Below are 14,003 nucleotides of genomic sequence, written 5' to 3'. Positions count from 1 at the left end.
GCCGGCACGACACGCCGAACGACACGCGGTAGCAGCGCCTGGTGGGCGCAGCCCACGACGACGGCCGGGCATTGGTTACCGTAGGTGCCTCCGGGAGGGAGGACCTCCCGCGGCACCCTGGCGATCGAGGTTGCAGTGACGCTGTACGGCGAAAACAGTCCACCCGCCGACGACCGGCCCACCGTGCAGGTCACCGCGGTCACCTGGCCGGACGATGGGCCTGCGCCGGTCACGACAGCCGCTCCTGGCGAGCCGGATGGCGGCCCGCGCCGCCCGCGTCGGGTGCGGGTGCTGCTCGCCGCCGGCATCACCGGTGGCGTCCTGGCCGCCGTGGCGGGTGCCGGTGCGTGGGCGTACGCCGGTGACGTTCCCCGTGGCACCAGCGTGCTCGGCACCGAGCTGGGTGGCCGGAGCCGTGCGGACGCCGACCGGGAGTTGCGGGCGGAGCTGGACCGGCGGGCCGCGACACTCGCCACACCGTTGAAGGTGACCGTCGACGGGCGCACCGCCGAGATCAACCCTGCCGACGTGGGGCTGGCCGTCGACGTGCCGGCGACCGTCGCCGCAGCCGCTGAGGCCGAGGCGCACCCGGTCAGCCGGTTGGTCGGCTCCCGCACGGTCCAGCCGGTGGTGACCGTCGACGTGGGCCGGTTGGACGACGCGCTCCGTAAGGTGCTCGGCGACCAGGCCCAGGGCATGACGATGCCGGCGATCACCTATCAGGGCACCACGCCGAAGGTCGTACAGCCCAGGCCCGGGCTGGCCTTGAACCCGCAGCGCTCCGCCGAGGTGGTCCGCGCCGGCTGGTTGGCAGCCACCCCGGTCACCGTGCCTCTGGTGGAGAGCCACCCGGCGACCACCCCGGAAGAGTTGGACCGGCTGGTCAGCGAGCTGGCGAAGCCGGCGGTTGCCGCGCCGGTCACCCTGCGTACCAACAAGGGCCAGGTGACGATCGCGCCCGCCGCCATCGCGAAGAGCCTGCGATTCGCCGCCGACAAGACCGGCAAGCTGACCCCGTCGGTGGACGTCAAGCGGCTTCGGGCGGCTCTCGGCGACAAGCTGACCGCCATCGAGGTGCCGCCGAAGGACGCCACGATGACAATTTCCGGTGGCCGGCCCACCGCCAAGGAAGGGCGGTCGGGGCAGCAACTGGACTCGGGCGCCCTCAGTCGGGACCTGCTGGCCGTGCTACCGAAGGCGGACGGCCGCGAGGTGACCGGCGAGTTGAAGCCGACGCCGCCGCAGCTGACCGGGGAGAAGCTCGCCGGCCTGGGCATCAAGGAGCGGGTGTCCACCTTCACCACCCGGTTCACCGGCGGCATGGCCTCGTCGCGCAGCCAGAACATCGCGACCATCGCGAGGAAGGTCGACGGCACTGTCGTGCTGCCCGGGAAGGCGTTCTCGCTGAACGGCCACACCGGCGAACGCGGCTACGCCCAGGGTTACCGGGACGCGCCGGTGATCCTCGACGGCAAGCTGGTGCCGGGCGTCGGCGGCGGCACCTCGCAGTTCACCACAACGCTGTTCAACGCGACCTACTACGCCGGCCTGGAGGACGTCGAGCACAAGCCGCACTCGTACTGGTTCGACAGGTACCCGGCGGTCATCGAGTCGACCATCTTCTGGCCGAACCTGGACTTCAAGTTCCGCAACAACACCGAGTACGGGGTGCTCATCGACACGTCGTACACGTCCAGCTCGATCACCGTGTCGATCTGGAGCACGAAGATCTACGACAGCGTGAAGACGGAGTACGGGCCGCGCCGCAACATCACGACGCCGAAGCAGATCCACCTGGCACCCGGCCCCTCCTGCATCGAGACCAATGGCATCAACGGCTTCACCCAGGACGCCTTCCGGGTCATCAAGAAGGCCGGCGCGGTGGTCAAGCGGGAGAAGTTCACCTGGCGCTACGACGCGGAGCCCCGCTACGTCTGCGGTCCGAAGCCTTCCTAAGCCCGCTCCGAGGTCAACTTATCGGCGTTGCGGCCGTGTTCGTTGCGCTTGCCGCCCTGCGGTGGCATCGGGACCGTACGAGTCTCCTGCACCCGGATCTCGGCCCGGAACCGGTGCGCCGCGGGGTGCCACATCTCCTCGAACGGGCCCATGACCTCGCCACCGATGCCACGACGACGGACCCGGGACGCGAGCCACCAGAGGATGCCCAGGACCGCCGCCACGCAGCCCGCGAACACCACGAATATCAGGACCTCATCCATAGGCGGAGCCTAGCCCTGGGCGCCAGACCCGGTCCTGAACCGCCGCGATCTTGCACTTTCGGTCGTCGCAACGCGAACTCTGAGCTGGTTTGTCGCCGCAGAAACTGCAAGATCGCGGAGTGAGAGGGGCGCGGGTGCGGGCCCAGACCGCTGACCTGCTGCCCGACACCTGGCTTGGCCACAAGATCGCGCTCGATCCTGGTTGTAGTGGCCTCAGGACGTGCGGACACCACTACAACCAGGATCGAGCGTGACCTTGCTGGCTTCGGCGCGTCGAAATCCCGTGCACGGCCTCACCGGTCATCGGGCAACCCCGAGGCATCAGGACCCAGGCCGATCGACAATCCGAGGGAACGCAGAAAAGGCCACCCCCGAAAGGGGTGGCCTTTTCTGAAAAATTGTCCGGCGGCGTCCTACTCTCCCACACCCTCACGAGTGCAGTACCATCGGCGCTGGAGGGCTTAGCTTCCGGGTTCGGAATGTAACCGGGCGTTTCCCCTCCGCCATGACCGCCGTAACTCTATGAACATGTCAAACAACCCCGGGCATAATGTCACGGGTGTTCGCTTGTTCAGAGTTGCACAGTGGACGCGTAGCAGCTTAGTAGTCAAGTCCTCGGCCTATTAGTACCGGTCAACTGAACCCGTTACCGGGCTTACATTTCCGGCCTATCAACCCAGTCGTCTAGCTGGGGGCCTTACCCCACATAGTGGGTGGGATACCTCATCTTGAAGCAGGCTTCCCGCTTAGATGCTTTCAGCGGTTATCCCTTCCGAACGTAGCTAACCAGCCGTGCCCTTGGCAGGACAACTGGCACACCAGAGGTTCGTCCGTCCCGGTCCTCTCGTACTAGGGACAGCCCTTCTCAAGTATCCTACGCGCACGGCGGATAGGGACCGAACTGTCTCACGACGTTCTAAACCCAGCTCGCGTACCGCTTTAATGGGCGAACAGCCCAACCCTTGGGACCTGCTACAGCCCCAGGATGCGACGAGCCGACATCGAGGTGCCAAACCATCCCGTCGATATGGACTCTTGGGGAAGATCAGCCTGTTATCCCCGGGGTACCTTTTATCCGTTGAGCGACACCGCTTCCACTCGCAAGTGCCGGATCACTAGTCCCGACTTTCGTCCCTGCTCGACCTGTCAGTCTCACAGTCAAGCTCCCTTGTGTACTTGCACTCAACACCTGATTGCCAACCAGGCTGAGGGAACCTTTGGGCGCCTCCGTTACCTTTTAGGAGGCAACCGCCCCAGTTAAACTACCCACCAGACACTGTCCCTGAACCGGATAACGGTCCGAAGTTAGATACCCAAATCAACCAGAGTGGTATTTCAAGATTGCCTCCACCCATACTGGCGTATGGACTTCACCGGCTCCCACCTATCCTACACAAGCTAATTCGAGTACCAATGTCAAGCTATAGTAAAGGTCCCGGGGTCTTTCCGTCCTGCCGCGCGTAACGAGCATCTTTACTCGTACTGCAATTTCGCCGGGCCTGTGGTTGAGACAGTGGGGAAGTCGTTACGCCATTCGTGCAGGTCGGAACTTACCCGACAAGGAATTTCGCTACCTTAGGATGGTTATAGTTACCACCGCCGTTTACTGGCGCTTAAGTTCTCCGCTTCGCCCCCGAAAGAGCTAACAGGTCCCCTTAACGTTCCAGCACCGGGCAGGCGTCAGTCCATATACATCGAATTACTTCTTCGCATGGACCTGTGTTTTTAGTAAACAGTCGCTTCCCCCTGCTCTCTGCGGCCATACAACGCTCCACCCGCGCGGGGCTTCACGTCTCCGGCCCCCCTTCTCCCTAAGTTACGGGGGCAATTTGCCGAGTTCCTTAACCACAGTTCGCCCGATCGCCTCGGTATTCTCTACCTGACCACCTGTGTCGGTTTGGGGTACGGGCCGCTAAGAACTCGCTAGAGGCTTTTCTCGGCAGCATAGGATCACTGACTTCACCTGAATCGGCTCGGCATCACGTCTCAGCCTTCATGTGTTGCGGATTTGCCTACAACACGGCCTACACGCTTACCCCGGCACAACCACCGGCCGGGCTCAGCTACCTTCCTGCGTCACCCCATCGCTTGACTACTACCCATCAGGTTCCCACGCTCCCTCAGATCAGTCCGAAGACCTCACCAAGTTCGGGCGGTTAGCACAACGAGGTTCATCAGGGACGCTCTTTCGCGGGTACGGGAATATCAACCCGTTGTCCATCGACTACGCCTCTCGGCCTCGCCTTAGGTCCCGACTCACCCAGGGCGGATTAGCCTGGCCCTGGAACCCTTGGTCATCCGGCGGAAGGGTTTCTCACCCTTCTTTCGCTACTCATGCCTGCATTCTCACTCGTGCCGCGTCCACAACTGGGTCACCCCGCTGCTTCACTCGCGGCACGACGCTCCCCTACCCATCCACACACCTGCACAAGGAATCAAGTCCAAGCGAGGTTAAAATGTGAATGCCACAGCTTCGGCGGTGTGCTTGAGCCCCGCTACATTGTCGGCGCGGAACCACTTGACCAGTGAGCTATTACGCACTCTTTAAAGGGTGGCTGCTTCTAAGCCAACCTCCTGGTTGTCTATGCGACCCCACATCCTTTTCCACTTAGCACACGCTTAGGGGCCTTAGCTGGTGATCTGGGCTGTTTCCCTCTCGACTACGAAGCTTATCCCCCGCAGTCTCACTGCCGCGCTCTCACTTACCGGCATTCGGAGTTTGGCTGATTTCGGTAAGCTTGTGGGCCCCCTAGACCATCCAGTGCTCTACCTCCGGCAAGAAACACGCGACGCTGCACCTAAATGCATTTCGGGGAGAACCAGCTATCACGGAGTTTGATTGGCCTTTCACCCCTAACCACAGGTCATCCCCCAATTTTTCAACATTGGTGGGTTCGGCCCTCCACGCGGTCTTACCCGCGCTTCAGCCTGCCCATGGCTAGATCACTCCGCTTCGGGTCTAGGACACGCGACTGAATCGCCCTATTCAGACTCGCTTTCGCTACGGCTCCCCCACACGGGTTAACCTCGCCACATGCCACTAACTCGCAGGCTCATTCTTCAAAAGGCACGCCGTCACCCCGTAAGGCTCCGACGGATTGTAGGCGAACGGTTTCAGGTACTATTTCACTCCCCTCCCGGGGTACTTTTCACCATTCCCTCACGGTACTTGTCCGCTATCGGTCACCAGGAAGTATTTAGGCTTACCAGGTGGTCCTGGCAGATTCACGGCAGATTTCAGGGGTCCGCCGCTACTCGGGAACACCCACAGAAGGTCAGCAACTTTCACCTACCGGACTTTCACCGTCTACGGTCAGCCATTCCAGACTGTTCGACTAGCCACTAACTTTGTAACTTCTCAAACAAGTGTCAGCTTGTTTAGCAGGGTCCCACAACCCCGACCACGCAACCCCTGACAGGTATCACACGCAGCCGGTTTAGCCTCGATCCGCTTTCGCTCGCCACTACTCACGGAATCACTAAATTGTTTTCTCTTCCTACGGGTACTGAGATGTTTCACTTCCCCGCGTTCCCTCCACACACCCTATGTGTTCAGGTGTGGGTGACACCACATGACTGGTGCCAGGTTTCCCCATTCGGACACCCTGGGATCACAGCTTGGTTGACAGCTCCCCCAGGCCTATCGCGGCCTCCCACGTCCTTCATCGGCTCCTGGTGCCAAGGCATTCACCGTTCGCCCTTGACAACTTGACCACAAAGATGCTCGCGTCCACTGTGCAATTCTCAACAAACGACCAACCCACAACCCGATCCGCCCCACACCAAAACCCAGTCCCAAGGGGACCAGCGGTATGTGGGGCCAGGCCATGCCTGGCAGACTTCCAGCCCCCACAACGGGAGGCTGGCCAAGTCTCTGAAACAACAACCAATGGTTGTTCCTTCAGGACCCAACAGGGTGCTCACATTCTCCCCCAGCCGCACCAACAGCAACCGTTCCCACCAACCCGAAAGTTAGGCTGTACTAAGCGCCGCCGGCCGTTGCCAGGGCAAAACTTGCCAGTGTCTCCGCCATCTGAGCACCCCGACCCAACATACGTGGGCCGCGGGCTCCTTGCACCCTTTCAGGTGAAGGTGCTCCTTAGAAAGGAGGTGATCCAGCCGCACCTTCCGGTACGGCTACCTTGTTACGACTTCGTCCCAATCGCCAGCCCCACCTTCGACGGCTCCCTCCCACAAGGGGTTGGGCCACCGGCTTCGGGTGTTGCCGACTTTCGTGACGTGACGGGCGGTGTGTACAAGGCCCGGGAACGTATTCACCGCAGCGTTGCTGATCTGCGATTACTAGCGACTCCGACTTCACGGGGTCGAGTTGCAGACCCCGATCCGAACTGAGACCGGCTTTTTGGGATTCGCTCCACCTCACGGTATCGCAGCCCATTGTACCGGCCATTGTAGCATGCGTGAAGCCCTGGACATAAGGGGCATGATGACTTGACGTCATCCCCACCTTCCTCCGAGTTGACCCCGGCAGTCTTCGATGAGTCCCCGCCATAACGCGCTGGCAACATCGAACGAGGGTTGCGCTCGTTGCGGGACTTAACCCAACATCTCACGACACGAGCTGACGACAGCCATGCACCACCTGTGACCGCCCCCGAAGGACCTCACATCTCTGCGAGTTTTGCGGCCATGTCAAACCCAGGTAAGGTTCTTCGCGTTGCATCGAATTAATCCGCATGCTCCGCCGCTTGTGCGGGCCCCCGTCAATTCCTTTGAGTTTTAGCCTTGCGGCCGTACTCCCCAGGCGGGGCGCTTAATGCGTTAGCTGCGGCACAGGAAACCGGAGAGGTCCCCCACACCTAGCGCCCAACGTTTACAGCGTGGACTACCAGGGTATCTAATCCTGTTCGCTCCCCACGCTTTCGCTCCTCAGCGTCAGTATCGGCCCAGAGACCCGCCTTCGCCACCGGTGTTCCTCCTGATATCTGCGCATTTCACCGCTACACCAGGAATTCCAGTCTCCCCTACCGAACTCTAGCCTGCCCGTATCGACCGCAGGCTTGGAGTTGAGCCCCAAGTTTTCACGGTCGACGCGACAAGCCGCCTACGAGCTCTTTACGCCCAATAAATCCGGACAACGCTCGCACCCTACGTCTTACCGCGGCTGCTGGCACGTAGTTGGCCGGTGCTTCTTCTGCAGGTACCGTCACTCTCGCTTCGTCCCTGCTGAAAGAGGTTTACAACCCGAAGGCCGTCATCCCTCACGCGGCGTCGCTGCATCAGGCTTCCGCCCATTGTGCAATATTCCCCACTGCTGCCTCCCGTAGGAGTCTGGGCCGTGTCTCAGTCCCAGTGTGGCCGGTCGCCCTCTCAGGCCGGCTACCCGTCATCGCCTTGGTAGGCCATCACCCCACCAACAAGCTGATAGGCCGCGAGCCCATCCCAAGCCGAAAAACTTTCCACCACCAGCCATGCGGCCAGAAGTAATATTCGGTATTAGCCCCCGTTTCCGAGGGTTATCCCAAAGCTTGGGGCAGGTTGCTCACGTGTTACTCACCCGTTCGCCGCTCGAGTACCCCGAAGGGCCTTTCCGCTCGACTTGCATGTGTTAAGCACGCCGCCAGCGTTCGTCCTGAGCCAGGATCAAACTCTCCAACAAAAAATTAGTTGAACAGCATCCTGACAACAAACAAATGTTGCCAAAGGAATCCCAACCAGCCAGCAAAAACTGACCAGTCCGGGGTATAAATCATAATTGGCACTGGCTTTACAAGCACCCTGTTGAGTTCTCAAAGAACAACCACACACCGACCAGAAGCCCCACCACAGTGGAACCCCAACCGGGGCTATCCGTACCGTGTCCCCGCCGCTCTCGCGCCGGGCACTTTTACTACGTTACCTCACCGTCTTCGCCGTGTCAAACCGTGTGTCCCGGTCTGCCATGCTTCGTACGGGTCAGCGCCGGCGCACTCACGCAGCAGCGAACCGCTGCGTCAGGTCGTCGGATTCGGCAAGCCGGCCGCTGCGATCTCCCGCAGTCTCGCCCGGTTCCCTGCCGGTCGTGAACCTTACCCGGTCGGCTTCGCCGCACCAAATCCGCCTCGCGGCCGATCCGGCAAGCCCCGCCCGGACCGCGTCTCCCAGGAGCGAACCCCTGCTTGACCCGGTTGCCATCCCGTTTCGGTGCTCCAGGACCTTCGTCCCGTTTGCCCCGTTCCGCGCTGGCAGAGAGAAAGTTACGCGTCTGCGGGTTTGATCGTCAAATCCACGGGTAGCGGCGCGCGTCACATTCGCCCATCCGAACGGTTCTCGCAGGTCAGAAGCGCTCCGGCAGGAACGGGGGCTCGGCGCCTACCAGCGGTACGGGCACCGACGGCCTGATCCCAGAGCCGGCGGCGGGCGATCACGACGTCCGTCGGGCGGCGAGCCAGGCCCGGACCCCGAGGACGCCCGCTGTGGTGCCGATTGCCAGGGACGCGGCGATCAGCAGCGCGTGCACCCACAGGAAGCTGGTGGCTGCTCCGTCGGCGACCGTGCCGGACCCCCAGGACCGCGGGTCCTGCCAGATGGCCACCGCGAACCTCGGCCAGATCACCCAGGTCCAGACGCCGACTCCGACCAGGAAGAGACTCCACCCTCGCGACAGCACCATGGCAGCCGAGTATGCCAGCGCACCTGCTCAGCGGACGCCAGCGCGCTGCCACACCTCGCCAGGAGCGCCGCCGCGCAGGGCGCAGGCTGTTTCCGTCGGTAGCGGGATGGGCACTGCGAGGGGGGACAGCTGAGGACCGTCCCCTGGAGGTGCCCCATGCAACCCTCGATCTTCAACCCCTGGGCCTGGCGTGACCCGTCCGCCCTGGCCGGTGGTTACACGCAGACCACGCCCTCGGTCACCCCGCCGGATGATCAGGAGGGTGGGCACGACGGCCCGGACGCCCCCGGCCCGGGCACACCCGTCGACCTGGTGGGCTATCAGGTGCAGGCGAGCGACGGGCGCATCGGCACGATCGACGAGGCGAGTGACGAGGCGGACGCCGGGCACCTGGTGGTGGACACCGGTCCGTGGATCTTCGGCCAGAAGGTGTTGCTGCCGGCCGGAACGGTGGACCGGGTGGATCACCAGGAACGCGTCGTGTACGTCGACCGGACCCGCCAGCAGATCAAGGACGCGCCACCGTTCGATCCGGTTTCGGCCGACCAGGAGTATCGGGAGCGCGTGGGCGCCTACTACGCCGACAGCTACCTCCCCCCTCCCGGTGCCATCCCGCGGGTAATCTGAGGCCGTGGTCCGGACGGGCAACTGCGCACCGGAGGCGGTCGACCTGGTCGACGGCCTCCCCTTCGGTGCCGTGTCCGAGATCCCGACCAGCTCCGGCGATGGCCGCGAGCAACTTCTGAACGTCCTCCGTGCCGGTGGTCTGCGGTTTCGCGCCGGCGCGCGATGGCGGGCGACTCGCTGAGTCGACCCGCTGACCGAGCAGGGCTGAGCCAGCCCTGCTCGGCGCGCGCCCACGCGTGACCCACCTTCGGATACGAGAGGCACCACCATGTCCGTCGCACGAATGCTCACCGGTGACCGGCCCACCGGCCGCCTACACCTCGGCCACTACGTCGGCAGCATCGCCAACCGGGTGAAGCTGCACCGGCGCTACGAGAGCTTCTTCATCATCGCCGACCTGCACATGCTCACCACTCGCAACCGCCGCGAGGACATCGACCAGGTTGCCGGCAACGCCCGCGAGATGGTGACCGACATCCTCGCCGCCGGGGTCGACCCGGAGCGGGCCACCTTCTACCTCCAGTCGGCCATCCCCGAGGTCGGCGACCTCAACACCCTCCTCCAGAACCTGGTGACCGTCCCCCGGTTGGAGCGGGTGCCCTCGCTCAAGGACATGGCCCGTGACGCCGGCAAGGAGGAGATGCCGTACGGGCTGCTGGGTTATCCGGTGCTCCAGGCCGCGGACATCCTCTGCGTCAAGGGCGAGGTGGTCCCGGTCGGCCGGGACAACGCCGCGCACGTCGAGGTGACCAGGGAGATCGCCCGGCGGTTCAACCACCTGTACGGCCCGGTCTTCCCGGTGCCCGAGTTGATCCCGGCGGACACACCGAGCCTGGTGGGGACCGACGGCGCCGCCAAGATGAGCAAGAGCCGGGGCAACTCGATCGCGCTCTCCGACGACGCGGCGACTGTGCGTCGCAAGGTGCTCGGCATGTACACCGACCCGAACCGGGTGCGAGCCGACGTGCCGGGCACGGTGGAGGGCAATCCGGTGTTCGCGTACCACGAGGTTTTCAATCCGGACCGCGACGAGGTGGCCGACCTGGCCCGGCGTTACCGGGCTGGGCGGGTGGGCGACGTGGAGGTCAAGGAACGGCTGGTCGTCGCGCTGGAGGGGTTCCTGGCGCCGATCCGGCAGCGCCGGGCCGAGATCGAAGCCGACCGGGGCCTGGTCGACCGACTGATCGTCGAGGGTACGGAACGGACCCGTCAGGAGGTACGCCAGACGGTGCTCGAGGTACGCCGGGCGATGGGGCTGACCGGCGCGTACCAGCAGGTGCGGCGGCGGGCTGAGCGGAGCCGGCGCCGGACGGACGCCTCGACCTGAAGGCCGGGGCGCCCGGTCGGCGACGTGACGCCGGGTCCGCTGCGACACCACCGGGCCTCAGCGGATCCGGATGTCAGCCAGGTCCAGGGTGATCGGCGTCCAGGAGAGGTCCGGGGTGCGGTCATCCTGGCGGAGGTGGATCCGGCGGCGCGTCGGCACGATCAGCCCGTCGACCTCGGTGGACCCGCTGACGTAGTGCGCGACCCGGGAGGAGCCGTTGACCGCCGGCTGGTAGTCCATGCGCCGGAGCAGCCCGCCGTCGTCGAAGTGGTACAGCTGGGTGTCGGTGTGGGTGTGCAGGCTCTCGGGGAACGTGACGCGCAGGACGCGCCACGACTCGCCGTCCTCCGTCCACGGCTCGACCTCGTGCGCCTCGACGCCCGGCCAGGTGAACAGGAACGGCTCGACGAGGTAGTGCCAGGTGGCGTAGCCACGGAAGTAGGCCGCCTGGGCGAGCGTCCACTGGCTCTCCCCGGTGTAGCCGGCAAAGCTGGCCCGGGGATTCGTCAGCTCGTCGATCAGGCTGCCGTCGGCCGCGGTGACGGTGACCCGGTCGGTGTCGCTGTCGTACTCGGTGACCTGGCCGGTGCCCTCCTGGACGTGGCGGATCCGTTGCCGGTGCAGGTCGGCCTCGACCAGTTCGGTGCTGTCGAAGTCGGGGCGGCCCTTGAACGCCCAGAACGGGCCGCCGTAGGTGAGCCGGGTGGTGAGGGTAGACGCGGTGTTCCAGCGATCGAGGCCGCCGTGGCGCTCGATCACCTTGGCGAGCAGTGCATCCATTACGCGCTCCTAAGTTAGGACTAGCTAGTCCGACGTTAGCACTGCTCGGTGGACGCCGACTACGATGGCGATGTGACTCAGCGGACTTACCAGGACGCCTGCGGGGCGGCACGCACGATGGACATCGTCGGCGAGCGCTGGGCGCTGTTGGTCGTCCGAGAGTTGGTGTTCGGCCCGAAGCGTTTCGGTGATCTGCGGGCCGGCCTGCCGAAGGCCAGCCAGAACGTGCTCAGCCAGCGACTGCGGGAGCTGGAGCAGTCCGGCATCGTCCGGCGGGTGCAGCTCGGGCCACCCGCCAGCGTGCACGCGTACGAGCTGACCGAACGCGGTAGGCAACTGGAGCCGACACTGATCGAGCTGTCGCGGTGGGGCGCCGGCCTGCCCGCGGAGCCGGACGTCGAGATGAGCACCGACGCGTTCATGCTGTTGCTGAAGGCCCTCTACCGACCACCGACCGACGCGCCGGTGACCGCTCGACTCCGGTTGCAGGTGGGCGCCGACGCCTTCGAGGTGGGGGTGTCCCCGAGTGGGATCAGCGTGGTCCGTGGCCGGTCGGGTCAGGTCGACGTCACGGTCACCGGCACGGTCAGAGCGCTGCGGGACCTGATGTTCGGCGGCACGCCGCTGCGGTCGGCGGTCTCCACGGGCAAGATCGAGGTGCACGGCGACAGCACGGCGGCCGAGCGGTTCTTCCTGCTCTTCGGAGCGGCGCCGGGTGCCGCCCGGTCACAAAAAACCTGACCGGCCGTGTCGATATCCCCGGCCCCCGTGCGTCGTCATGCTGTACGGCGACACGCCGCACCGAGAGGAGCCGAAACGTGAAGTACATGCTGCTGTTCATGAGCCCCATGGTCGACGGGGAGGTCGTCGACAACGGGTGCAGCTTCGAGGACTGGGTCCGCTACGACCGGGAGATGAAGGACGCCGGGGTCTGGGTCTCCGGGCATCCGCTACAGGACCTGACCACCTGCACGACAGTGCAGGTGGGCCCCGGCGGCGAGCGCACGATCACCGACGGGCCGTTCGCCGAGACCCGAGAGCTGCTCGGCGGGTACGACGTCATCGACGTGCCGGACCTCGACGCCGCGCTGGAGTGGGCCGCCCGCAGCCCCGGGGCCATCGGCACCGGGTCGGTCCAGGTCCGTCCGATCTTCGAGATCGACGTGCAGGTCTGACCGTGCCGGGTGAGGAGGTGGCGGTCGGGTCGTCGGTGGAGGCGGTGTTCCGGGAGGAACGCGGCCGACTGCTCGCCTCGCTGGTGCGCCGCTTCGGCGACCTCGACCTGGCCGAGGAGGTCGCCTCCGAGGCCATCGAGGCGGCACTGACGCACTGGCCGACCGACGGCGTCCCGAGTCGGCCGGGCGCCTGGCTGCTCACCACGGCTCGGCGTCGAGCCGTGGACCGGCTGCGCCGCGACCGGGTGCTGGCGACCCGGCTCGCCGTACTCCGGGCGGAGGCCGAGCGGGCCGATCACGCGCCGCCCGCCGACGCGGACCGTGACCTGCCCGACGACCGGTTGGCGCTCTTCTTCACCTGTGCGCACCCGGCCCTGGCCGCGCAGGACCGTGGCGCCCTCACGCTGCGGTTCCTGGCCGGCCTCACCACGGCCGAGGTCGCGCGGGCCTTCCTGGTGCCGACCGCCACCATGGCCCAGCGACTCGTCCGGGCCAAGCGGAAGATCCGCGACGCACGCATCCCGTTCCGGGTGCCGGGCCCCGACGAGTTGCCCGGTCGTCTGCCCACCGTGCTCCAGGCCGTCTACTCGGTCTTCACCGAGGGGTACGCGGCCAGCTCCGGCCCGGATCTGCAACGGATCGACCTGGCCGAGGAGGCCATCCGGCTGGGCCGGATCCTGCGCCGGCTGCTGCCCGCCGAGCGGGAGGTCGCCGGGCTGCTCGGCCTGATGTTGCTGGTCCACGCCCGACGCGACGCGCGTACCGGACCGGACGGCACCATGATCCTCCTCGACGACCAGGATCGCGGACGCTGGGACCGTCAGATGATCGAGGAGGGGTGCGGCCTGGTGGTGGTTTCGCTGACCGGCCGAGCGCCCGGCCCGTACGGCCTGCAGGCCGCCATCGCCGCGCTGCACGACGAGGCCGCCGACGTGGCCAGCACCGACTGGCCGCAGGTGGTGGCGCTCTACGACGTGCTGCTCGGCCTGGTGCCCTCACCGATCGTCGCGCTCAACCGGGCCGCCGCGGTGGCCATGCGGGACGGGCCGGAGGCCGGGCTCGCGCTGCTCGACGGGTTGGCCGACGATCCGCGCCTGCGCGGCCATCATCCCTATCCGGCGGCGCGGGCCGACCTGCTGCGCAGGCTCGGACGGTACGACGAGGCCGCGGCCGCGTACCGCAGCGCGTTGACGCTTGTCGGCACCGAACCGGAGCGCGCGTACCTGCTCGAACAGCTGAAGACCGTCACGGGCGAGTGAGCT

At 65.3% G+C, this 14,003-nt stretch carries 9 protein-coding genes and 3 rRNA genes; 6 read left to right on the top strand and 6 right to left on the bottom strand.

Annotation, left to right across the window (positions count from 1 at the left end; translation table 11 throughout):
* Positions 1–135: 135 nt before the first annotated feature.
* The gene (locus tag IW248_RS26240; protein WP_196929079.1) at positions 136–1,956 is read left to right on the top strand and encodes a VanW family protein; all 1,821 of its coding nucleotides are present in this window, start codon (positions 136–138) and stop codon (positions 1,954–1,956) included.
* Here the strand turns inward: IW248_RS26240 and IW248_RS26235 are convergent.
* The 5 genes from IW248_RS26235 to IW248_RS26215 form a co-directional block, all read right to left on the bottom strand.
* On the bottom strand, positions 1,953–2,219 hold the full coding sequence (locus tag IW248_RS26235; protein WP_196929078.1) for a hypothetical protein: 267 nt from the start codon (positions 2,217–2,219) through the stop codon (positions 1,953–1,955). The genes IW248_RS26240 and IW248_RS26235 overlap by 4 nt on opposite strands.
* Positions 2,220–2,619: 400 nt before the next feature.
* Positions 2,620–2,736: ribosomal RNA gene (gene rrf / locus IW248_RS26230) — 5S ribosomal RNA — on the bottom strand.
* 86 nt (positions 2,737–2,822) lie between these two features.
* A 23S ribosomal RNA gene (locus IW248_RS26225) occupies positions 2,823–5,933 on the bottom strand.
* Positions 5,934–6,322: 389 nt separating this feature from the next.
* Positions 6,323–7,839 (bottom strand): 16S ribosomal RNA (locus tag IW248_RS26220).
* The 16S, 23S and 5S rRNA genes sit together here, the layout of an rRNA operon.
* A 744-nt stretch (positions 7,840–8,583) precedes the next feature.
* Entirely contained in the window at positions 8,584–8,832 is a 249-nt protein-coding gene (locus IW248_RS26215) for an SCO4848 family membrane protein (RefSeq protein WP_196929077.1), read from the bottom strand.
* A gap of 156 nt (positions 8,833–8,988) precedes the next feature.
* On the opposite strand from IW248_RS26215, the gene IW248_RS26210 reads away from it, so the two are divergent.
* Both IW248_RS26210 and trpS read left to right on the top strand, forming a co-directional pair.
* Complete coding sequence (locus IW248_RS26210; protein ID WP_196929076.1) at positions 8,989–9,459, top strand: PRC-barrel domain-containing protein; 471 nt, start codon at positions 8,989–8,991, stop codon at positions 9,457–9,459.
* 268 nt (positions 9,460–9,727) lie between these two features.
* Entirely contained in the window at positions 9,728–10,786 is a 1,059-nt protein-coding gene (gene trpS / locus IW248_RS26205) for a tryptophan--tRNA ligase (RefSeq protein WP_196929075.1), read from the top strand.
* Positions 10,787–10,843: 57 nt separating this feature from the next.
* Here trpS and IW248_RS26200 read toward each other — a convergent pair whose 3' ends face one another.
* Positions 10,844–11,566 carry a hypothetical protein gene (locus IW248_RS26200; RefSeq protein ID WP_196929074.1) on the bottom strand — a complete coding sequence of 241 codons (723 nt, stop codon included), beginning with the start codon at positions 11,564–11,566 and terminating at the stop codon, positions 10,844–10,846.
* Between the two features lie 72 nt (positions 11,567–11,638).
* Between IW248_RS26200 and IW248_RS26195 the strand changes: the two genes are divergently transcribed.
* The 3 genes from IW248_RS26195 to IW248_RS26185 all read left to right on the top strand — a co-directional run bounded on the left by IW248_RS26195 (position 11,639) and on the right by IW248_RS26185 (position 14,000).
* Entirely contained in the window at positions 11,639–12,307 is a 669-nt protein-coding gene (locus tag IW248_RS26195; protein WP_196929073.1) for a winged helix-turn-helix transcriptional regulator, read from the top strand.
* Positions 12,308–12,393: 86 nt separating this feature from the next.
* Positions 12,394–12,741, top strand: a complete 348-nt coding sequence (locus IW248_RS26190) for a YciI family protein (protein WP_124822484.1) — start codon at positions 12,394–12,396, stop codon at positions 12,739–12,741.
* 2 nt (positions 12,742–12,743) lie between these two features.
* Positions 12,744–14,000 carry an RNA polymerase sigma factor gene (locus tag IW248_RS26185; RefSeq protein WP_307788244.1) on the top strand — a complete coding sequence of 419 codons (1,257 nt, stop codon included), beginning with the start codon at positions 12,744–12,746 and terminating at the stop codon, positions 13,998–14,000.
* Positions 14,001–14,003: the final 3 nt, after the last annotated feature.

This window comes from Micromonospora ureilytica (genome assembly GCF_015751765.1).
GTDB classification, from domain to species: Bacteria; Actinomycetota; Actinomycetes; order Mycobacteriales; family Micromonosporaceae; genus Micromonospora; species Micromonospora ureilytica.
The sequence above is the reverse complement of the archived record's forward strand: the minus strand, read 5'-3'. Positions and strand labels throughout refer to the sequence as shown.